20 protein-coding genes are annotated in these 22,904 nt (G+C 45.6%); 7 read left to right on the top strand and 13 right to left on the bottom strand.

Translation table 11 applies throughout. The annotated features are described in order from the left end of the window. Positions 1-7: 7 nt before the first annotated feature. Entirely contained in the window at positions 8-1,267 is a 1,260-nt protein-coding gene (locus H150_RS0105230; protein WP_019958005.1) for a 2-aminoadipate transaminase, read from the bottom strand. A gap of 599 nt (positions 1,268-1,866) precedes the next feature. Between H150_RS0105230 and amaB the strand changes: the two genes are divergently transcribed. The 4 genes from amaB to amaA all read left to right on the top strand — a co-directional run bounded on the left by amaB (position 1,867) and on the right by amaA (position 7,346). Then, positions 1,867-3,384 carry an L-piperidine-6-carboxylate dehydrogenase gene (gene amaB / locus H150_RS0105225; protein WP_155970422.1) on the top strand — a complete coding sequence of 506 codons (1,518 nt, stop codon included), beginning with the start codon at positions 1,867-1,869 and terminating at the stop codon, positions 3,382-3,384. Between the two features lie 112 nt (positions 3,385-3,496). Beyond that, positions 3,497-4,942 carry a Na+/H+ antiporter NhaC gene (gene nhaC, locus H150_RS0105220; RefSeq protein WP_040755689.1) on the top strand — a complete coding sequence of 482 codons (1,446 nt, stop codon included), beginning with the start codon at positions 3,497-3,499 and terminating at the stop codon, positions 4,940-4,942. A 57-nt stretch (positions 4,943-4,999) separates the two neighbouring features. Further along, positions 5,000-6,016, top strand: a complete 1,017-nt coding sequence (locus tag H150_RS0105215) for an Ldh family oxidoreductase (protein WP_019958002.1) — start codon at positions 5,000-5,002, stop codon at positions 6,014-6,016. A 34-nt stretch (positions 6,017-6,050) separates the two neighbouring features. Next, entirely contained in the window at positions 6,051-7,346 is a 1,296-nt protein-coding gene (gene amaA, locus H150_RS0105210; protein ID WP_019958001.1) for an L-pipecolate oxidase, read from the top strand. 107 nt (positions 7,347-7,453) lie between these two features. Here the strand turns inward: amaA and H150_RS13790 are convergent, their stop codons facing one another. Next, positions 7,454-8,704: a D-amino acid dehydrogenase gene (locus H150_RS13790; protein WP_051082995.1), complete on the bottom strand. Its 1,251-nt coding sequence runs from the start codon at positions 8,702-8,704 to the stop codon at positions 7,454-7,456. Positions 8,705-8,788: 84 nt separating this feature from the next. Beyond that, positions 8,789-9,703, bottom strand: coding sequence for a LysR substrate-binding domain-containing protein (locus H150_RS0105200; RefSeq protein ID WP_019957999.1), 915 nt, complete (start codon positions 9,701-9,703; stop codon positions 8,789-8,791). Positions 9,704-9,961: 258 nt separating this feature from the next. Between H150_RS0105200 and H150_RS0105195 the strand changes: the two genes are divergently transcribed. Further along, positions 9,962-10,333, top strand: coding sequence for an RcnB family protein (locus tag H150_RS0105195; protein ID WP_019957998.1), 372 nt, complete (start codon positions 9,962-9,964; stop codon positions 10,331-10,333). 72 nt (positions 10,334-10,405) lie between these two features. Here the strand turns inward: H150_RS0105195 and H150_RS0105190 are convergent, their stop codons facing one another. Together H150_RS0105190 and H150_RS0105185 are read right to left on the bottom strand one after the other, a co-directional pair. Then, entirely contained in the window at positions 10,406-10,834 is a 429-nt protein-coding gene (locus H150_RS0105190) for a hypothetical protein (protein ID WP_019957997.1), read from the bottom strand. Between the two features lie 22 nt (positions 10,835-10,856). After that, positions 10,857-11,240, bottom strand: coding sequence for a hypothetical protein (locus H150_RS0105185; protein WP_019957996.1), 384 nt, complete (start codon positions 11,238-11,240; stop codon positions 10,857-10,859). Positions 11,241-11,327: 87 nt separating this feature from the next. Here H150_RS0105185 and H150_RS13785 point away from each other — a divergent pair, with 87 nt between their 5' ends. Beyond that, a complete protein-coding gene (locus H150_RS13785) occupies positions 11,328-11,984 on the top strand; it encodes a class I SAM-dependent methyltransferase (protein WP_019957995.1) in 657 nt (218 codons plus the stop codon). Positions 11,985-12,040: 56 nt separating this feature from the next. Here the strand turns inward: H150_RS13785 and cysI are convergent, their stop codons facing one another. The 7 genes from cysI to H150_RS0105145 all read right to left on the bottom strand — a co-directional run bounded on the left by cysI (position 12,041) and on the right by H150_RS0105145 (position 19,875). Further along, positions 12,041-13,786 carry an assimilatory sulfite reductase (NADPH) hemoprotein subunit gene (gene cysI / locus H150_RS0105175; protein ID WP_019957994.1) on the bottom strand — a complete coding sequence of 582 codons (1,746 nt, stop codon included), beginning with the start codon at positions 13,784-13,786 and terminating at the stop codon, positions 12,041-12,043. Positions 13,787-13,863: 77 nt separating this feature from the next. Beyond that, a complete protein-coding gene (locus H150_RS0105170; RefSeq protein WP_019957993.1) occupies positions 13,864-15,678 on the bottom strand; it encodes an assimilatory sulfite reductase (NADPH) flavoprotein subunit in 1,815 nt (604 codons plus the stop codon). Between the two features lie 79 nt (positions 15,679-15,757). Then, complete coding sequence (locus H150_RS0105165) at positions 15,758-17,068, bottom strand: sulfate adenylyltransferase subunit 1 (RefSeq protein WP_019957992.1); 1,311 nt, start codon at positions 17,066-17,068, stop codon at positions 15,758-15,760. Positions 17,069-17,144: 76 nt separating this feature from the next. After that, complete coding sequence (gene cysD, locus H150_RS0105160) at positions 17,145-18,065, bottom strand: sulfate adenylyltransferase subunit CysD (RefSeq protein ID WP_019957991.1); 921 nt, start codon at positions 18,063-18,065, stop codon at positions 17,145-17,147. A gap of 73 nt (positions 18,066-18,138) precedes the next feature. Then, positions 18,139-18,864, bottom strand: a complete 726-nt coding sequence (locus H150_RS0105155) for a phosphoadenylyl-sulfate reductase (protein ID WP_019957990.1) — start codon at positions 18,862-18,864, stop codon at positions 18,139-18,141. A gap of 121 nt (positions 18,865-18,985) precedes the next feature. Next, a complete protein-coding gene (locus H150_RS0105150; protein WP_019957989.1) occupies positions 18,986-19,345 on the bottom strand; it encodes a hypothetical protein in 360 nt (119 codons plus the stop codon). Positions 19,346-19,386: 41 nt separating this feature from the next. Next, positions 19,387-19,875, bottom strand: coding sequence for a hypothetical protein (locus H150_RS0105145; protein ID WP_155970418.1), 489 nt, complete (start codon positions 19,873-19,875; stop codon positions 19,387-19,389). A 99-nt stretch (positions 19,876-19,974) separates the two neighbouring features. On the opposite strand from H150_RS0105145, the gene cysG reads away from it, so the two are divergent. Continuing rightward, complete coding sequence (cysG, locus tag H150_RS0105140; protein ID WP_019957987.1) at positions 19,975-21,351, top strand: siroheme synthase CysG; 1,377 nt, start codon at positions 19,975-19,977, stop codon at positions 21,349-21,351. A gap of 59 nt (positions 21,352-21,410) precedes the next feature. On the opposite strand, the gene H150_RS0105135 is transcribed toward cysG, so the two are convergent. Further along, complete coding sequence (locus H150_RS0105135) at positions 21,411-22,844, bottom strand: amino acid permease (RefSeq protein WP_019957986.1); 1,434 nt, start codon at positions 22,842-22,844, stop codon at positions 21,411-21,413. Positions 22,845-22,904 lie beyond the last annotated feature (60 nt).

Here is a 22,904-nt window from a genome sequence, read left to right as displayed (position 1 = left end):
TGCTACCTTATGCAAGCGTTGCGACAGTTTGCTCTGCCAACAAGCGACCCAGCAATTCCAAACCTTCAACCAACACATCGGTTTCAATCGTCAAAGGCGGCAACAAGCGAATCACGTTGCGGTATTTACCAGATGGCATCAACAACAAACCTTGCTCACGCGCTGCTGGCAAAATTTTCGCCAACAAATCTGTATCGGGCTGACCCTCAGCATCCACCAATTCAATGCCACGCATCGAGCCGACACCGGTCAAACGTCCCACAGGCAAACCTTGCTCTTGCCATTTTTGATGGTAAGCACTCACTACTTCAGAATAGTTGTGTGCCACTTGTGCAAAAAAATCCTCTTGCGACATGATGTCTATTGTTGCCAATGCCGCCGCACACGCCAAAGGATTGCCTGAATATGTGCCGCCCAAACTGCCTTTAGGCAAATCGCCCATCCATTTAACATCACCTGCCACAGCACCCAAAGGCACGCCACCTGCAATACTTTTACCCATCAATAATAAATCTGGCGCCACATTCAAATGTTCAAACGCAAAGCGTTTGCCGCTGCGACCAAAGCCTGATTGCACCTCATCAAAAATCAGCGCAATGCCATTTTCATCACAAAAACGGCGCAAATAGACCGCAAATTCTGGATTTAACAATTGAAAACCACCTTCACCAATAATTGGTTCTACGATGATGGCAGCAATATTATTGATGTCTACTTCCACACTCAAAACACGCTCTAAAGCGATTTTTGCTTGCGCGGCTGTGATGCCGTTGTCTTCACTTGGATATGGAATGTGGTAAACAGGACCCGGCAAAGATCCCAATTTGGTTTTGTAAGCCGCAACTTTGCCATTCAAATTCACCGCAGCCAAAGTACGGCCATGAAAACCACCATCAAATGCAATCACGCCTGTACGCCCAGTTTTCAAACGAGCAATTTTCAAGGCATTTTCGGTGGCTTCAGCGCCACTATTGGCCAACAACACATCAAACGGTGTCTTGCTTGGAATGAAATTGCTCAATGCTTGTGCGAGTTGCATATAAGGCTGATGTGGGACAGCATTAAAAGCAGAATGAATCAATTGTGAGGCTTGATTTTGAATCGCAGCGACAATGCGTGGGTGACAATGTCCTAAATTCAATACGCCAATACCACCGACAAAATCAATGTATTGCTTACCCGATACATCCCAAACATGGGCATTTTGACCTTTAATCAATTCAATAGGATGAACAATAGACAAAGCCGAACAAATTGCTGTTTGCATAAAACTTCCTTGATGGGTTTGACCGATGGCGTGGATACGGTCTGTTATCTGAGTCAATCTCTTGTGTGGACTGTTATCAAACCAAAATTACCCATCAGATGACAAACGAAAATAAAACCTCACTTCATTCTATTTTTTCCTATTTCTAATTTTTATAAAACTCAAAATGAATATTAAAATCGAACAAAACCTTTATATAAAATTCTAAAAACATATTTCCATATTGCTTTTTATGTTTTTAATATTGAAACAATCTCATCATTTTTAAAGCCAATACACAAAATAAGACCGTACCATCCAAATAATTTAAATAAACCTACATTTCATGCTGATGAAAAATAAATTTAATGGCATGATAAATACTCAAAAAATGTTGTAATACACAAAGTAGAAAAAGTACCGACTGCCAATAGAAAATATCCTATCGCCATTCCAAAAAAGAATGAGTACAGTCTAATACTTCGTTTGCGAAAATAAATACGGCTGTAATACTCTGCTTAGGCAGAAAATTTGATGTCCATCAAACCATGATGGCTTCAAGCCAATTCATACATGCTTCAAAGACCAAATTTAATTTGACTCACATCACGGAGACACACATGACGCAAACCACATTAAATACTGTCGATATCACCCTTTTCAGTGCATTAAACGTAGATAAAAACATTTACCAAGGCGGTGATCAAATCGTACGCAGTCCTATTGATGGCAGCACCATCGGCTTGGTTAACTATTTACCTGCAGCTGATGTGGCCGCTGTGATCGACCAGTCACAAGCGGCATTTGAACAATGGCGTAAAATCCCGGCTCCACGCCGTGGTGAATTGGTACGCATATTGGGTGAGGTTCTGCGTGAGCACAAAGAAGATTTGGCACAAGTAGTCACACTAGAAGCAGGCAAAATCACTCAAGAAGCTTTGGGTGAAGTGCAAGAAATGATTGATATTTGTGATTTCGCAGTCGGTTTGTCGCGTCAATTGTATGGTCTGACCATCGCATCAGAACGTCCAGGTCACCACATGCGTGAAACTTGGCATCCAGTCGGCCCTGTCGGCATCATCAGTGCATTCAATTTCCCTGTTGCCGTTTGGTCTTGGAATGCAGCCTTGGCTTTGATTGCAGGCAACTCTATTGTTTGGAAACCATCTGAAAAAACCCCATTGACAGCCATCGCTTGCCAAGCCTTGTTTGAAAAAGCAGTTGCTCGTTTTGGCAGTGATGCGCCTGCCAATTTGTCTAGCTTGATTGTTGGTGACCGTGATGCTGGTGAAGCTTTGGTTAATGACGAACGCGTACCATTAATCAGCGCAACAGGCAGCACTCGCATGGGTCGTGAAGTAGGTAAAGCAGTAGCTGCTCGCTTTGGTCGTTCTATTTTGGAATTGGGCGGCAACAATGCCATGATTTTGACACCAAGCGCAGATTTGGAATTGGCCACTCGTGCGATTTTATTCAGCGCAGTAGGCACAGCGGGTCAACGTTGTACTACTTTGCGTCGCTTGATTGTTCACAAAGACGTTAAAGCCCAAGTATTGGAAAAATTGAAAAAATCTTACCAAACCGTATCCATTGGCAATCCAACTGAAAACAATTTGGTCGGTCCATTGGTAGATGAGGCCAGCTTCAACGCCATGCAGGACGCTTTGGCTCAAGCCAAAGAACAAGGTGGTGAAGTATTCGGTGGTGAGCGTCAATTGGCGGATGTGTATCCAGATGCATACTATGTGGCACCTGCCATTGCAGAAATGCCAGCGCAAACCGACGTGGTGAAACACGAAACCTTTGCCCCAATTTTGTATGTGTTGGAATACGAAAACTTTGAAGATGCTTTGCGCTTGAACAATGAAGTGCCTCAAGGCTTGTCTTCTTGCGTATTCACCACTGACGTACGCGAAGCAGAAATCTTCCAAAGCGCAGTTGGCAGCGATTGTGGCATTGCCAACGTCAATATCGGTACCAGCGGTGCTGAAATCGGTGGCGCATTCGGTGGTGAAAAAGAAACTGGTGGCGGCCGTGAATCAGGTTCTGATGCATGGAAAGGCTATATGCGTCGTCAAACCAATACCATCAATTACTCACGTGAGTTGCCATTGGCACAAGGCATCAAATTTGACTAAATCATGGATTTAGGCGGCCTGTAAGTCCCATTTCTCTCACAAAAAACCTCAGGGTGCTGTCTTCAAAAACAGCAGCCTAGGAATGGTATTGTCCTTTTTTAAGGAGCATCACATGATTAAGAAGTATCACCATCTTAAGCAGTATCCTTTTTGGTTTGATGTCACACCTTTACTTATTACCACTGCCATCATGGCAGTGCAATTTTTCATCTTTAAAGATTTCACTCCCCATATTCCTTTGATTATTGGTATTTGCATTACTGGCTTATTCATGGCTCTAAAAGGTCAAACTTGGAGCCATATGGAAAAACAAATGTTCACCGTCATGAAAGTAGGCTTACCTGCTGTACTCATTTTGATGTGTGTGGGTATGTTGATTTCGGTTTGGATTGCTGCTGGCACTGTACCAACCATCGTCAATGCTGGTTTAGCAGTGTTGTCACCAAGTATTTTCTTGCCTGCGACCTGTATCTTGGCATGTTTGGTATCCTTAGCAACAGGTACATCTTGGGGTACAGTCGGTACTGTTGGCTTGGCGATGATGGGTATTGGGGATGCAATGGGCATCCCTTTATATTGGACAGCTGGTGCGGTGGTTTCAGGCAGCTTTTTTGGTGACAAAATGTCACCTTTGTCTGACACAACCAATTTAACGCCTGCTGTGGCCGATGTGAATCTGTGGGATCACATTCGTGGTATGTTGCCATGTACCGTTCCAGCTTTGGTGATTTCAGTATTGATTTATGCTTATATTGGTCAAGGTTACAGTGAAGCCAATGCTGCCATAACCACGACTGACACCATCAAAAACGCCATGAATGCCAATTTCCAATTGGGTTGGTTAACTTTGATTCCTGCTGCGGTAGTGATTTACATGGGTTACCGCAAATACTCAGCCATGGGTACCATTTGTTTGGGTGTGGCTTTGGGTGCATTGATTGCAATATTTGTTCAAGATGTTCCAGTTAAGGATATCTTTAATATTTTACAAAATGGTTACAAAGCGCAAACAGGCATCAGCACCGTTGACAGTTTGCTGTCTAAAGGTGGTGTCATGTCGATGACATGGACCGTGACTTTGACCATGTTCTCATTGGCATTTGTTGGTGCTTTGGAAACTTATGGCACGTTTGATGCGATTTTGGGTAAATTGGAAAACATCATCAAATCTCGCATGAGCTTGTTGTCAGCCACTTATGGTAGTGGCTTGGCTGTGAGCTTGATTTTGGGTGAGGTTTATACTTCCTTGGTATTGCCAGGTCGCTTGTTGCAAGGAAAATACAAAGAGCTGGGTTATGACCGCACAACCTTGTCTCGAACCTTAGAAGATTGTGGCACCTTGGTATCTCCATTGATTCCTTGGAATATGGGCGGTGGTTTTGTGACTGCCACCTTAGGTGTTCCAACCATTGTGTACGCACCATTCGCTATTTTCTGTTGGTTGTCGCCTTTATTCGGTATTTTATATGCATTAACTGGTTGGTTTGTACCACGTACGGAGCCTGTTTCCAAAGAGCAACTGCAAACAGCTCGTCACGCAGAGTCTTTAATCAGCTGATGAAGCAACCTTCCCAAACTACGTTTGGGAAGGTTTTGTAACACTAAGGACAATAATATGCACATCACCCCAACGCAATTAACACAATTAAGTCACGATATTCTGGCGGCTTACGGCTTCACACCAGAGCACCAAAAAAGCATTACCCATACTTTGGTCACTGCCCAACAAGATCAATGCCATTCACATGGCGTTTGGCGTTTATTAGGTCTGATTGACACGTTAAAACATGGCAAAATTTCCGCTACCGCCACCCCAACTATCACACAAGATGTCGGCTCGATTGTCAAAATCGATGCACACATGGGTTCAGCTACCACAGCATTTTCTGTGGGTTTGCCACGTCTGATCGAAAAAGCCCAACAAAATGGCATCGCTTTATTGGCCATTAACCATTGCGTCCACTTTTCAGCATTATGGGTAGAAATTGAGCAATTGACCCAAGCAGGTTTGATTGCCATCAATTCCACACCTAGCCATGCGTGGGTCGCCCCTGCTGGCAGTACCAAACCCTTATTAGGCACCAACCCATTGGGTTTTGGCTTTCCACGCATCAATCCACAAGAGCCTTATGTATTTGATTTTGCCACCAGTGCCACCGCGCGCGGCGAAATTCAATTGCACCACCGCCATGGCACCCAAATGCCTGAAGGTTTGGCCATTGATGCCCAAGGCAATCCCACTACTGACCCTGCTGCTGCGATGCAAGGGGCGATGCTGACTTTTGGTGGTCACAAAGGCTCGGCCATTTCGACCATGGTGGAATTGCTCGCAGGCATTGCCATTGGCGACATGACCAGTCAAGAATCGATGGCTTTTGCCGATGGCACGCCAACATTGCCTTATGGTGGTGAAATCATCATCGCCATTGATCCTAAAATATTGTTAGGCGATGACTGGACTGCCCACCAACAGCGTGGCGAAGACTTCTTAAACCAATTCAATGCCTCAGGTGCACGCTTGCCTTCACAACGCCGCTTCAAAGCACGCGCCCAAAACCAACAACAAGGCTATATTGAATTGGATGACAATTTGTATGCCGATTTACAAAATTTACTGACACTTGCCAACTGACACACCGCAATCTATGCAGTAGAAGGAACACTCAATGGACTTGAAACACAAATGTTTGTGGCCGGATTTGGTAGACCACATTCCTACTTATGCAGCACTCAAAGAAGACGTACGCACCGATGTTTGCGTGATTGGTGCAGGATTTACAGGCTTGAACGCTGCCATTCGCTTGCGTGAATTGGGCAAAGATGTTCGCGTTTTGGAGGCCACCCATTTGGCTTATGGTGGTTCAGGACGCAATGTCGGCTTGGTCAATGCAGGCTCTTGGATTAAACCTGACGAATTTGAAAAAATCTTAGGTGAAAAAGCAGGTCAAAAATTCAATAAAGCCTTTGGCGAAGTGCCGTATTTGGTATTTGAAATGATTGAAAAATACCAACTTGATGCGCAACACACCCACACAGGCACCTTGCACATGGCGCACAATGCCAAAGGCTCTGCCGACATTGCAGACCGCTATCATCAATGGACGCGTCGTGGTGCAAACATGCGCTTGCTCACAGGTGCTGAGTGCCAAGAATATTGTGGCACAGATAAAATTCCAAGTGCCTTATTGGATTTGCGTTGTGGTACGGTCAATCCATTTGCTTATGCCAAATCTTTGTCTGAAGCTGCCCACAAATTGGGTGCACACCTACACGAACACACCAAAGTGGTTAAAATTGAACGCCAAGGTTCTCAATGGTTGGTACAAACTTCCAATGGCCACAGCGTTTTAGCCGACAAAATCATCATTGCCAGCAATGCTTACACCGAAGGCGATTGGACCAATATCACCTCGGCTTTGTATCCAGGCTATTATTATCAAGTTGCGTCCAAACCATTAACAGGCGCAGCTGCCGACAGTATTTTGCCGCACAAACAAGGCTCTTGGGACACACGCACCGTTTTATCCAGCATTCGTCGTGATAAAGACGGCCGTTTGATTTTGGGCAGCTTGGGTCGTGGCGACAACAAACCTGAATGGTTCTTAAAGAAATGGGCCGATCGCGTACAACAATTTTACTACCCACAACTGGGTAAAAATGTTGAATGGGAATATGTTTGGAGTGGGCGCATTGGCTTTACCGACGACCATATTCCACGCTTGTTTGAACCTGAATTAGGCGTGGTTGCAGCCACAGGCTATAACGGTCGTGGCGTCACCACAGGCACATTAATGGGTCGCTTGATGGCAGAATACGTCATCGAAGGCAATCCAGATATTTTGCCATTGCCATTCAAAGGCGTGAGCGAATGCGAATGCAAAAACAGCAATTTGAAATCTTTGTTTTATGAAACCAGCTTCAGCGCATACCATTTGGGTCAATGTTTGAATTTGGTCAATTAAGATTCAATTTACAGGACGCTTAAAGCGTCCTGTAAAAAATCTAATACGCTTATTTAAAACATTACAGGACGCTTAGAGCGTCCTGTAAACCTTACCAACTCAGACCATCACGCTTGATAACGACTAGGATAAAACGGGCTTTGCTTTTGTACGGCATAATCCACCGACAAAGATTCTTGCAATAATTTTGCTGCCGCCAAGCCAAACGTCCAACCAAACGTACCATGACCTGCATTCACCGACAAACCTGCCAATGGCATTCGACCAATCAAAGGCGGACCATCAGGTGTCATCGGACGCATGCCCATCCAAAATTGGGTTTCTTCCAAATCTGCCGAGCCGGGAAACAAATCGTTCAACACCATTTTCAAAGTCTCTTCATTGTGACTGATTTTGATTTTGTCCCAACCAGAAATTTCTGCAATGCCACCGACCCGAATATGGTCACCCATGCGTGTAATTGCCACTTTGTATTGATAGTCTAAAATAGTAGATTGTGGCGCGCGACTTTCATCTTTAATCGGCACCGTAATCGAATAACCTTTCACAGGATAAATCATTGCATCCAAACCGATGCTTTGTAACAAACGCTTGGTTTGACAACCTGTGGTTAAGACCACATGGTCTGCCAATAAGGTTTTGCCAGCTGCAACCACGCCTGTGACACTTTGACCATCATTTAAAATGGCACTGACGGCATGTTCAAACAAAAATTTGACGCCAAACTGCTCACAATATTGTTTCAATTGTTGCGCAAACAAATGACAATCGCCCGTTTCATCCTCATTCAAACGCAAAGCGCCACTGAATTGGTCAGTGGCGATGGCAGGCTCAAACTCATTGCAATTTTGCGGCTCTAGCAATACATGGGCAATGCCTTGTTGGTTTAAAAAATCAGTGTCATCAACACAAGCTTGATAATCGCCGCTGGCACGAAAAACCTCCAACGTCCCTTGCGCACGACCTGCATAATCCAATGCCAATTCATTTTTCAATTGATGCAACAATTGCAAATTGCGTTTGCCCAATTGATACATGTGTTGACGGTTGCGAGAAAAGTCTTCGGCATTGCAATAACCATACATTTTCCACAACCATTTGACTTGCTCCAAGCTGCCATCGGGCTTGATACACAAAGGCTTGCTCGGCTCACGCAACATTTTCCACGATTGCTTAACCACATTGGGAGCTGCCCAAGGGGCTGCATAACCTTGCGTTAACATACCTGCATTGGCAAAACTGGTTTCTTGTGCCACTTCTGACAAAGCCTCTACCACCGTCACTTGATGCCCTGCTTTGGTCAAATACCAAGCCGTACACACGCCTGCAATTCCCGCTCCAACTACCACGATATTCATTTTGAGTCCGTTTGTTTTAATCATGTGTGAACAAAGAGTATCAAGCGTCCTGTAACAGTCTTCAAACGAATTTTAGTGCTTGGTTCATGCGCTTTTTTCATACAAGTGTTCTTGAATCCAATCGGCAATCGCCATGATTTTCGGTTCTGCCGCAAAATGTTCTGGATACGCCATGTAATAAGCACCAGCACTTTCTAATTTGTGCGCCGACATTTTCACCAAACGCCCCGTCTTCAAATATTTTTGCAATAAAAATTCTGGCACCAACCCCACGCCAAAATCATGCTCTGCCGCAGCCATCAACGATGACCAAGTTTCAAAACGTGGGCCACGATAACCATTAGGATGCTCCAAATCCATACAATCAAAAAACTCTGACCAAGCATCCACTCGAGTACGACATTGCAATAAAGGCTGTTCTAAATACAATTGCTCTATGCCATCTGAGCCATATCGCTCTAACATATCAGGCGAACACACCGGCACCATCACTTCATCAAACAATTTGATGGTCTTCAGATTTTCCCAATGTCCTTCACCATGAATGAATGCCACATCAATGTCTGCGGCGCCCAAGTCGCTTGGATCCACATAATCCTGAAAAGTCAATTCAATATACTGATGTCGCTCTCGAAAGCCTTGCAAGGCGGGAATCAGCCAATTGGTACCAAAACTAGGATGGGTCGCGATGCGAATGCTGTCAGCACGATCATCATAAGACAACATTTCCAAAGAAGCTTCTTCAATCAAAGCCAAAATACGTGTGACCTCTTGAAAATACAATTGTCCAGGTGGCGCCAGTTGCAAACGTTGACGTACTCGGATAAACAATTGAATTTTCAAGGTGTACTCGAGCATGGCAACTTGTTTGCTAACCGCACTTTGCGTCATATTCAATTCTTCTGCTGCCAAGGTAAAACTCAAATGTCGCGCAGCAGCTTCAAAGCAACGCATCGCATGCGTTGAAGGCACTTGCTTACGATAAAGCTTATTATTCATTTCATCTCAATCTGTCATTTGCGCATGATATTGTTATGTTTTTTCAATATATCCTATTTTAGATAAATTTAATATTGAAATTTACGCTTTAAGTAAAACAATAAATTGACCCACCCATGAGCCAAAAAAATCATCTGCACAATATGTAAATTTTATGCAGCATTGATTAACCTAGTTTTATATTTCTCTAAGTGAACTCTAAGTTTCACCGCTTAAGATGGTTTCCATCCACAGCAGATAGAACCTAAGGAGTTACTCATGAAGAAATTGATCACCACCGCTATCATTGCCAGTCTAATGAGCATGGTTGCCATACCTGCCATGGCCGCGCCACAACACAGCCAATCTCATTCGTCACATACAAAACCCCACCCATCATACTCACACAAAAACAACAATCAATATCAAGACCAACAAAAAATTGTACCTAAAAAAACACAAGCACACCAAACTTGGAAGCGTGGGCAGGTATTAAACAAAAACTACCGTGGCAAAGCATATTGGGCAGATAGCAAAGAACAACGTCATTTACCCAAAGCAGGTAAAAACCAACGCTGGGTCAAAGTAGATCAAAATTATATTTTGATTAACACCTTAAGCAATGTGATTTTGTCTGTATTCCTGCGTTAATCTATACCATGAACCTCATCGAAATAAAAAAGATGCTTGATCGGCATCTTTTTTCATCTTTACAGGACGCTATTATTGGCAAGATTCCAATGGTTTGTGTTGATAAGCCAATAAATTGCTGTAAAAAGACGATTGGCTAAACACTTCGCAGCGCATTTGCAAATTAGCACGGCTTTGTGCCTCTTCTTCATGCTCAGCAGCATAAATTTCACACCCAGTTTTGTAATATGGCACCCACACTTGATAGTGTTTTTGCACCATCGCTGCTGTCACGCCATCATGGCTTTTAGAATCTTGCTGTAAATGCTTGACCGTTGCCGCTACACATTTGTCCAAATGCGCTTGTACTTTTTTTTGTATCGGTTTCAATTCAGCTGCCGACATTTTTCCAAACGCTTCACTGGTGACAAAACGCGATAAATCTTCGCCATTGTTATAGTTTTGTGCTTGGGCAAACGCCGTTGCCACCATCAACACACCTGCTGCCAATATTTGCTTCATGCCCCTTACCTTCTTCCCTAGTTCAAAGCCGTTTTAAAGTGGGTATTTTCGCCTGCCAATACGCATAATTCAATGGCTCAGACTCAATTACATAAGCATACATTCGCCCACCCAACAAAACATGCGACAATTCTTTTAATACGCGCAGTTCCAAAAAGCTCAAACCACCTATTTGTGGCGGTAACACCCACACTATTTTCTGTACACCAACATAACGCTGTAAATAAGTCTGCTCATGCCAATAATCTTGCAACAACAAACGCAAACCTTGTTCTAAAATAGGAACATTCCCTACCAAACTGCGTGGATGGGCAAACGCCAATGCCAAATTCCAAGCTTTTTGGTCTGAAGCCAAAACTTTTACCTCATTGTGGAACAAATACACCACCAATAAGCTTGCTTTCATCCAAACCTCCGCCTTCATTCTGTTATCATAACAATAACCCAACCACCGCATCATGCCCACTATCATCATTTTTTAGAATACATCATTATGGCCACCACCCCACAATTACAAGCCATCGAACAACAATTAGCCTGCCCTCAAGGCGAACAAGGTTTAGACATCGCCGACATGATGCACGCCACCAACATCAATATGACCTTAAATGGTTGGCAATGCATGCGTTTGGCGCCCAATGGGCGTGTCTTAGAACTCGGACATGGCAATGCTGCCCATGTCACGCCTTTATTAAAAAAACGCAGCGACATCCATTACACAGGCTTGGAAATTTCCGAATTGATGTGCGAACAAGCGCATCTGCTCAATCAAGAAATGGTCAACCATTACCGCGCCACGTTTTGGCATTACGATGGTCAATATATTCCTTCGTTCATACAAGCATTCGATGGCATTTTGAGCGTCAATACCATTTATTTTTGGGATCAACCCCAATTTTTGCTGCTCCAGCTCAAACAACAATTGAGCGCTTTAGGTCGCTTGGCTTTGGTGTATATGGATCCTGAATTTTTGCAAACCTTGCCATTTGTCGGTCATCAATTTAAGCCTTATGCACCCAACAAATTAGAAGCATTGCTTACGCAAACAGGCTTTCAAAATATCACCACCAAAAGCTTTCACGACGAAGTCACACGCAAAGACCAAAGCGTTGCCACACGTTTGTTTCATGTCACCACAGCGCAACGCTAAAAAAACAAGCGTCCTGTAAATACTTACAGGACGCTTGTGACACATCATCAAATGGCTTACACCGTCACTTGGCTGACATCCCAAAAATCTACGGGTGCATTCACCACAGGTTTCACAATGCCACTGCGAATGGCAAAATCACCAAAACATTCACCATCTAAACGCTCTTTTGCCCACGCGCCAATCCACGCATCCAAAATCAACAAAATTTCATCAGGCGTGATGTTTTCTTTGTACAAACGTGGAATGCGTGTACCCGCTGTGTTGCCGCCCACATGCAAATTGTAACGACCTTGCGCTTTGCCAACCAAACCCACTTCCGCGAGCATGGCTCGACCACAACCATTTGGGCAACCGGTGATGCGCAAAATAATCGCTTCGTCCGCCACACCGTGTTTGCTCAATAATTGCTCAATCGCTGTGGTAAAGTCAGGCAAGAAACGCTCCGCTTCGGCCATCGCCAATGGGCAAGTCGGATAAGACACACACGCCATCGACGCTTCACGCTGGCGGCTGATGTTGTCCGCCATCAAGCCGTGTTCACGCGCCAATTTTTCGATTTTGGCTTTGTCTTTTTTCGCCACGCCCGCCACGATTAAATTTTGGTTGGCAGTCAAACGGAAATCGCCTGTGTGAATTTTGGCAATTTCACGCATGCCTGTTTTCAATGGTTTGTTTGGATAATCGAGCAAACGACCGTTTTCAATGAACAAAGTCAAATGCCATTTTTTGTCTTCGCCTTCAACCCAACCTATGCGATCGCCACGATGCGTGAATTCGTATGGGCGTGTTGGCTCAAATTTCACGCCCATGCGGTTTTCCACTTCCTCACGGAATACATCCACACCCACACGTTCTAAAGTATAGCGGGTTTTGGCATTTTTACGGTCAGAGCGATTGCCCCAATCACGCTGTACCGACACCACGCCTTCAGCGGCCTTCAAAGTGTATTCCAAAGGCACATAACCCAAATCGCGCGCGGTGTTAGGGTACGTTTTGGTATTGCCATGTTCCATCGACAAACCGCCGCCGACCAACACATTGAAGCCGATCAATTTGCCATTTTCAGCAATCGCCACAAAGTTCAAATCGTTGGCGTGTACATCAATGTCATTGGTCGGTGGTACCACCACGGTGGTTTTGAATTTGCGTGGCAAATAGGTTTCGCCCAAAATCGGCTCACGCTCCACACCGTCTTCGCTGGACGCAAATTTTTCGCCATCGAGCCAAATTTCCGCATACGCATGCGTGCGAGGCAGCAAATGTTCCGAAATTTTCTTCGCCCATTCATACGCCTCTTGGTGCAAAGACGATTCCACAGGATTGGATGTACACAACACATTGCGATTCACATCGCCTGCGGTAGCAATCGAATCCAAGCCCAATTGGTTAAGCCATTGGTGCATTGGTTTGATGTCTTGTTTCAGGACGCCATGAAATTGAAATGTTTGACGGTTGGTCAAACGAATCGAACCATACATCGTGTGTTCGGTAGCAAACGCATCAATGCCCAACCATTGTTGTGGCTGAATGATGCCGCCGGGCAAACGGCAACGCAACATCACGTTTTTCAACGGCTCTAATTTTTGCTCAACACGCTCGGCACGAATGTCACGGTCATCTTGTTCGTACATGCCATGAAAACGAATCAATTGGAAATTGTCGCCATTAAAGCCGCCTGTCAATTCATCGCCCAAATCTTCTTTGATGGTGCCACGCAACAAATGGCTTTGACTTTTCAAACGTTCATTGTCAGACAACGGTGCATCGGGCAATTTGGCGCGAGGGTCTTTTGTGCTCATTTTGTGTTCCTTGTGTTTACAGGACGCTGACATTACAAGCGTCCTGTAAAATCTTCATTTTTTATTCAAATTCAAATTTAATAAACATCACGTTGGTAACGCTTGTCTTCACGCAATTGGCTCAAATATTCGTCCGCGTCGTCCAAACTCATTTGACCTTGCTCACTGATGATGTCGAGCAATGCTTGTTCCACGTCTTTTGCCATGCGCAAAGCATCACCACACACATACACATGCGCGCCTTGCTGCAACCATTGCCATACCGCTGCCGCATTTTCACGCAATTTGTGTTGCACATACACTTTCTCAGAACCTTGACGGCTCCAAGCAGTCGATACAGCCGTCAACAAACCACTCTTGCGGTATTGCAACCATTCGGCTTGATACAAAAAGTCATCGGTGAATTTTTGATTGCCAAACACCAACCAGTTCGCGCCAGTGTCGCCATTGTTATCACGTTGTTGCATAAACGCACGAAACGGTGCCACGCCTGTACCTGCACCAATCATGATAATCGGCGTGTCACCATTTTCAGGCAAACGGAAGTTTTTATTCGGTTCAACAAATACTTTGACATCACCGCCCTCTTGCAAGCGGTCAGACAAAAAGCCCGATGCACCACCTGTATACGCATTGCCATGGTGCTCATACGCCACACGCCCGACCGTCAAATGCACTTCGCCATCGACTTCAGCTTGAGCAGATGCAATCGAATACATGCGTGGTGTCAATGGACGGAGCAAGCCGTGCAATTGTTCGGCAGTCAATGGATGTGGATAATCATTCAAAATGCCCACAATCGGTGTGCAATCGACAGCGGCCTGTAAAGCTTTATTGTCTTCAATCAAAGCCAATAAATCGGCATTTTGGCTGATTTGTGCAAAACCTTTGATAAATTGTGGCGTGTTTTGTGTCAATTCATCTTGATGAAGCAAAGCTTCACGAATGCTGACACTTTCACCATTGCTCAACACCACGTTTTCGCTGCCTTCTAACACCGACAAACGCAATACTTCATCGACCAAAGCCTCATCATTGCCAAACCACACACCCAAAGCATCGCCTGCGGTGTATTGAATACCAGAATCGCCCAAATCAATTTCAATGTGGCGCACATCTTTGTTCGCTTCATTGGCCGTGATTTTTTGGCTCACAGACAAAGTCGCTGTGAATGGATTTTCTTTGGTGTAATGCTGCTCAGTGACGGCTACAGCGACCGCGGCACTGCTGGCAACTGCGGCTGAAACCGATGTTTGCTGCGCCAAAGCGACCACGGTTTGCGCCACATCGTTGCGCCATGCATCTGCGGCAGCTTGAAAATCCAAATCACAATCTACACGAGGCGCCAAACGGGTTGCGCCCAATTTCTCTAGCACAGCATCAAAATCTTTGCCTGCTTGGCAAAAATTCGGATACGAGCTGTCACCCAAGCCCAACACTGCAAACGACACACCATTCAATTGTGGCGCTTTTTTGCCATGCAAGAATTTGTGCAAGCTCACGCCTTCTTCAGGCGCTTCGCCTTCGCCTTGAGTCGACGTCACCATCAAAACAATGTCTTCAGAGGCAATGTTTTTGGCTTTGTAGTCGCCCGCAGCAATGATTTGTGCATCCAACTGCGCTTCTTGCAATTGCACCAATAATTGTTCTGCCACACGGCGCGCATTGCCTGTTTGCGACACAGACAAAACAGTGATTTTGCGAGCAGGTGCAGCCGCAGTAGCTTCCACAGCAGTCGCAATGGCGTTTGGCGCTACGCCTGTGGCAGCGGCTACGGCATTGCTGTCTTGGCTTTTTGCCCAGCAATAACCTGACAACCATGCCAATTGCGTTGGCGAAAATTGCTCGAGTTGTTGCTGCCACTCAGGTGTCAACGGTAATACAGTTTGCATCGTGCGTTCCTTAATTCAAACTTTTTTATTTTGAAGCGTCCTGTAAACATTTACAGGACGCTCTTGGTTCATCAAGCAATCAAATCGCCCAATCATCTTGGTCTTGTGTCGCCACAATCATGCCCGCAGCCACGGTGTGATTGGTAGCATCATCAATCAAAATGAAAGCACCTGCCGCACGATTGTTGGCATATTCTAAAGCGGCAATCGGTTTCATCAAACTCAAACGCACATGACCGATGTCATTCATTTTCAAATCATTCGCTTCAGTCGTTTGACCCAAAGTTTGCATGTCCCAAACATAATCAATCGCTTTGACTTTGGCATACACGGTTTGCGTGCCGTGTTTGAGCCAATATTTGCGTGCCGTGTTCAATGGACGCTCATCCAACCAGCTCAATGTAGCGGATAAGAATTTGGTTGGCACAACGATACTGTCCGATGCTACCAACACATCACCACGAGAAATGTCTACGTCATCGGTTAAAGTGATGGTCACCACATCGCCACGACTGGCTCGTGCGACTTCACCTTGCACACCATAAATGGCACTGATGGTTGAGGTGCGTGCGCTAGGTTCCACTCGCACCGCTTGACCCACACTGAACACGCCCGCCTCAATGCGACCTTGATAACCACGGAAATCATCTGCTGCGCTGCCATCTTGGCGTGCCACACGTTGCACAGGCAAATAAGCTTCTTCAGGCGTATCGCTAATTTGTTCATCCGCTGCCGCAGGCAAGCCTTCGAGCAAAGTCAACAAAGGCGCACCTTCAAACCAAGGCATGTGCTCAGATGAATTGACAATATTGTCACCATTCAAAGCCGAGATGGGCACGTAATACACATCTTTTAAACCAATAGTATCAGCCAATTGACGGTAAGCTGTGACAATTTGTTTGAATTTTTCTTGGCTGTAATCAAGCAAATCCAATTTGTTCACCGCGACAATAATATGGCGGCAACCGATTTGCTTAAGCAAAGTAGAATGGCGTTTGGTTTGTGACAACAATTGCAATGGCGATTGCTCAAAATCCAAACGGGTGGCATCGACCAATACAATCGCAGCGTCCGCAGTCGATGCACCTGTAACCATGTTGCGCGTGTATTGTTCGTGTCCGGGTGTGTCGGCAATGATGAATTTGCGTTTTGGCGTGCTGAAATAACGATACGCCACATCAATGGTAATGCCTTGCTCACGCTCGGCTTCCAAGCCATCGGTGAGGCTGGCCAAATCCAACGTGCCACCAGCGCTGCGTTTGTTCAATTGTGCCACTTGGTCGGCAAGTAAGGCTTGGCTGTCGTAAAGCAAGCGACCGATCAAAGTCGATTTGCCATCGTCCACGCTACCTGCGGTGATAAAACGCAATACAGAAACAGGGGTTGTCATGCTGTGTCATCCTTTGTTCAGGGCGCTTAATGATGGATAGAAGCGTCCTGAAAAACATTCATATTCAGTGCAATAATCAGAAATAACCGGCTTTTTTGCGCTCTTCCATCGCAGACTCAGACACTTGGTCGTCCATGCGCGTGGCGCTGCGTTCTGAAATCGTGGTTTGGGCGGTTTCGGCGATAATGTCGACAGGATTTGCCGCAGTCGATGCCACAGGACAAGTACACGAAATATCGCCCACAGTACGGAAACGCACCGAACGAATCTCGCTCACGTCACCGTCTTTTTTCGGTGTCAAACGTGTCACAGGCACGAGCAAACCATTTTTTTCCACCACTTCACGTTCATGCGCAAAGTAAATCGGTGGCAAAGCCAAACCTTCACGCTCGATGTATTGCCAAATGTCCATTTCCGTCCAATTGGAAATCGGGAACACACGCATGTTTTCGCCTTTGAATAAACGCGTGTTGTACAAACTCCACAATTCAGGACGCTGAGCTTTGGGATCCCACTGACCAAACTCATCACGGAACGAAAAAATACGCTCTTTGGCACGTGCTTTTTCTTCGTCACGACGTGCGCCGCCCATCAAAGCGTCAAATTCATGTTCTTCGATTGCTTCAAGCAAAGTCACCGCTTGCGCTGCATTGCGTGAATCCAATTCACTGCGCAACACCACCGTACCCTTGGCAATCGAATCTTCCACATGTCCGACCACCAATTCCACACCCAAACGTGCCACGGTTTGATCACGAAAATCAATCACTTCTTGGTAATTGTGACCTGTGTCCACATGCAATAATTTGAATGGCAATTGCAACGCACGCTCACCATATGTGAACGCTTTGCATGCCAACGCGAGCAACACCACCGAATCTTTGCCGCCTGAAAACAACAAGGCAGGATTTTTCGATTCGGCAATCACCTCACGGATGATATAAATGGACTCCGCTTCGAGCCAATCCAAATGTTTGTTACTGATTGCATCACTCATGTTTGCTTCTTTATTCAAGTTAAATCGGTTGTGAAGCGCGTCCTGTAAAGCTTACAGGACGCTTAAAATGGTTTTATTTATGCAAACCACATTCTTTGGTGTCTTTGTTTTCCCACCACCAACGTCCTGCACGAATGTCTTCGCCCAAACGCACAGGTTTGGTGCATGGCTCGCAGCCTATGCTTGGATAATGTTGATGGTATAAATCATTGACAGGCACATCATAAGCGGCCACATACGCCCATACGTCTAATTCCGTCCAATCAAAAATCGGGTTGAATTTGGCAATATTGTGGTTGGCATCGTGTTGTTCCAATGGCAATTCTTCACGCGTGGCAGATTGCTCACGGCGTTGACCGGTGAGCCAAGCATCCGCACCCACAATCGCACGGTTCAACGGCTCAATTTTGCGAATGCGACAACATTCACGGCGCAAATCTACGCTTTCATAAAACGCATCACGACCGTGTGTGTGCTCATATTCACTCACCGCCTCAGCCACAGGTTCCATCACTTTTAATGCAATGCCATAACGCTGTTCGGTTTGTGGAATCAAGGCTGAAGTTTCCACATTCAAGCGGCCTGTTTGTAAAGTGAAAATTTGAATGGGCAATTGCAAGCGGGCAATGACATCGGTAATGACCATATCTTCTACTGCCAAGCTAGAGGCAAAACGTGCCTCATCAAAACGTTGGGCAATGTCTTGTAGACGTTGTTCTAAAACAGCCGTTTTAGACAACACATTTTGGCGTGTGGCATCATCCACTTGTGGAATGACCCAACCTTGAAAAAAAGACATGACAAAGCCCCATATGTACAGATGGGGCTCAGTGTAACAATGTGCTCAGAAATTACGAAAGAATATCTGCTTATGTCTTTATAGCCAATTTATCTAAGCGACACAGAATATTACAGGACGCTTAACATTGGGTTTCGGGAATTTGTGCGCTTTGGCGATTGCTTTCGCTACAAGCTTGATCCAAAGCTTGGGCATCGGTACCGCTGCTGATTTGCCCACGCAATTGTTCCAACTCAGTGCGCAAAGCCAAACCTTCGGCAGGATTTTCTTTCTCGTATTTGACCACACATTTTTCAATATTGGCGATCATTTGTTGGCACGATGCAGGCAACGCCACCACAGGCGCGCTGGCCACCGCAACAGGTGTCGATGCTGCCACACCAGAAGCAGCTTGCTTGGCATTGGTTTTCGCTGCTTCATCGGCACCGCTACAAGCTGCCAACATCAAGCTCACACACACCCAGCTGATTGATTTCATCATTTGTTTTCCTTACTTTTTCGCTGTCCTTGTTTACAGGACGCTTAACAGCCCAAATCCTGCAAGACAGGCTCTACGTCTAGCAAAGCCAATTTGCAGGTTTGGTTCAATGCATTGCTATCAGATGTATTGAGCCAAGACGCTTGCATTTCTGACAATTGCATTTGCATGCTCGCCGTGCCTTCCATGCCCGCTTGATCCATCACCTTAATACATTGCAACACTTCATCAATATAGTCGTTACACGCATCGGGAAAATCAGCAGGATTGAATTCACGCACGCTCACATTGCGCGACTCTTCCGTCTGTATATTGGCAACAGCACTGCTGGACAAAATCTCAGCAGAAACTTGTGTAGCGTTCGGTTCTGACACTTGTGACAAAGGCGTTGATGCTGACGCTGTCACTTGGCTGCTATGGGAAGGCGCTTGAGCCGTCACTTCACTGCTGTCGGCGCAAGCACTCAACACCAAACCGCTCACCAAACACCAAACCATTGTTTTAAACGCCCGAGAAACAGGAAGTGATTTCACAGGCTTTATAACCATTCTGACTAAGTTCACAAATATTGCTTCTTTCCATTTCTCAAGGTGCATCACTTACAATGCCCGTCATGCTCTAAAGGATGATTTATGGATTACTACCCATTGTTTGCTCGTTTACAACAACGCCCTGTTTTGGTAGTGGGCGCAGGTCAAGTCGCTGAACGCAAGGTCGACAGTTTACTACAAAGCGGTGCCATCGTACGCCTCGTTGCGCCTGAACTCAATGCGGTGTTGCAACAATGGCTAGATGCAGGACGCATTGAACACATTGCAACCGAATTTGCACCAGAACACATTCAAAACGTGTTTTTGGTCGTTGCGGCAACCAATGATGCAGCATTAAACCAACAGATTTTCGCAGCAGCGGAAGCGGCGCATACTTTGTGCAATGTGGTGGATGATTTACAAAACTGCAATTTTATTGTCCCTGCGTTGATTGACCGAGGCGCATTGCAAATCGCGATTTCAACAGGTGGCAAAGCGCCTGTTTTGGCACGCATTTGGCGTCAAAAAATCGAAGCTTTATTGCCTGAACATTTGTCTGATGCAGCCAATATTGCAGGTCGTTGGCGTGGCAAAGTCAAAGAGCGCATTCATTCAATGAGCGCACGCCGCCAATTTTGGGAACGCTTGTTTCACAGCCGTTTTGATACCTTGACGGCACAAGGCAAACTCACTGAAGCGGAAAACGAAATCGAAACGCAATTGCAAAATCCACCGCAACAAAATGGTCAAGTGGTGTTGGTGGGCGCAGGTCCGGGTGATGTGGGTTTGATGACGCTCAAAGGCTTACAAGCTTTACAGGACGCTGACATTGTTTTGTATGACGCTTTGGTCAGCGATGACATTTTGAATTTAATACGCAAAGATGCGCAGCGCATCAGCGTGGGCAAACGTGCAGGCAATCACAGCGTGATGCAAGAAAAAACCAACGAATTGTTGGTGCAGTACGCCCTTGAAGGCAAACGCGTGGTGCGTCTTAAAGGCGGCGACCCATTTGTATTTGGTCGTGGTGGCGAAGAATTGCAAGTATTGCAGCAAGCAGGCATCGCTTACCGCGTCATTCCGGGCATCACCGCAGGCTTGGGTGCGACGGCTTACGCAGGCATTCCATTAACACATCGAAAATTGGCACAAACTGCAACCTTCATCACAGGTCACTGCCAAGCCGATGGTTCGGATATCGATTGGCAAAGTTTGGCTTTGAGCCGCCACACTTTGGTCGTATACATGGGCACGATTAATGCAGCGACTATTGCCGAACAATTACAACAACACGGACGCAGCAGCGATACACCTGTCGCAGTGATTAGCAATGGCACGCGCGAAAATCAAAGCACCAACAAAGGCGTCCTGAAAGATTTGCCGCAATTGACAAGCAACGCGCCATCACCTGCTTTGATTGTGATTGGTGAAGTGGTGTCTTTGCATGAACAATTGGCTTGGTTTGGCGAACACATTTGAACATCGATAAACATTAAAAAAGCCCGCTTCAAGCGGGCTTTGGTTGGGATGGTATTCGATTAAGACTCTTGTTTAGCGGCCTGTAAACGAACTTGCGCTTGCTCGTGTTCTAATTTCTCACGTTGCTCACGACCCCAGCCGTATTTTTGTGCCAACGCACCAATCACAATCAAGATGCCGCCAAAAATACTGGTGTAAACCACTTCAGTGCGGTACGTGCCCTCTACCACCATCGTAATCAAAGATGCAATGATGACAAAAATCACCGCATAAGTTAACCATGGGAACAACCACATTTTCAAAACCACCTCTTTGCCAGAAGCATCCAATTTGCGGCGCATGTTCAATTGCGATACGGCAATGCACAAATAAACCAACAAAGCGATAGAACCCGTAGCCGCCATCAATACATCGAATACATCCATACGGTCGGTTGCAGTCAATACGATGGTGATGAATGCCAAAACGGTTGATGCCAATACGCCAATATACGGTGCTTTTGAACTTTGACCCAAGATTTGGAAAGCTTTTGGTGCGTCTCCTCGGCGAGACAAAGAAAACAACATACGACTAGAAGTATACAACGCTGAATTAAAGCAACTGCAAACCGAAGTCAATACCACAAAATTTACAATCGTATTGGCATATGGAATGCCCAAAGCTTTCAAGGTCACCGCATATGTACCTTCAGTCGACAATTTCAAACCAGGATCGGTGTAAGGAATCAAACATACCACGATGAAAATCGAGCCTACATAAAACAAAGAAATGCGCCATACCACTGAACGGGTGGTACGAATGATTTCTTTGCTTGGATTTTGAGATTCTGCAGCAGCCACAGTCACAATCTCAGCGCCAATAAACGCAAACATCGCACCGAGCAAAGCGACGACGACAGCATCAAAACCATTAGGCATAAAGCCTTGGCTGGTCAAATGGGTAAAACCACCAACTGCATCGCCCAAAGGCCACAAATTCACAATCGCCAAAGAACCGATGATGATGAAAGCGACAATCGCCACCACTTTGACCAATGCAAACCAAAATTCAAACTCACCATAGCTTTTAACAGGTAAGAAATTCACACACATCAAAGCCACAGTAACGATGGTCATATAACCCCAAAGCGGGATAATCGGGAACCACTGATTCAAAATTGCGCCTGCAACATATGCCTCCCAGCCCATGAGCAAAGACCAAAAGCTCCAATACAACCAACCGATGGTAAAACCAGCCCAACGACCAATCGCACGGTCGGCATACGTTGAAAACGAACCACTATCAGGTTGCGCGACAGCCATCTCGCCCAGCATGCGCATCACCAATACCACCAAAATACCACCACCCAAATAAGCCAAAATAGCAGCAGGGCCTGCATTGGCAATCACCTTGCCAGAACCAACAAACAAACCTGCACCGATTACGCCTGCAATCGACAACATGGTTAAATGGCGAGATTTCAATCCGCCTTGTAATTGACTAGAACCGCTCATACCGAAACTCCTAAAACGTGTGTCTGAAGCCTTGCTTAAAATACATATTTCTTAAAAAAT

The organism is Vitreoscilla stercoraria DSM 513, from assembly GCF_000382305.1.
Classification (GTDB): domain Bacteria; phylum Pseudomonadota; class Gammaproteobacteria; order Burkholderiales; family Neisseriaceae; genus Vitreoscilla; species Vitreoscilla stercoraria.
The sequence above is the reverse complement of the archived record's forward strand: the minus strand, read 5'-3'. Positions and strand labels throughout refer to the sequence as shown.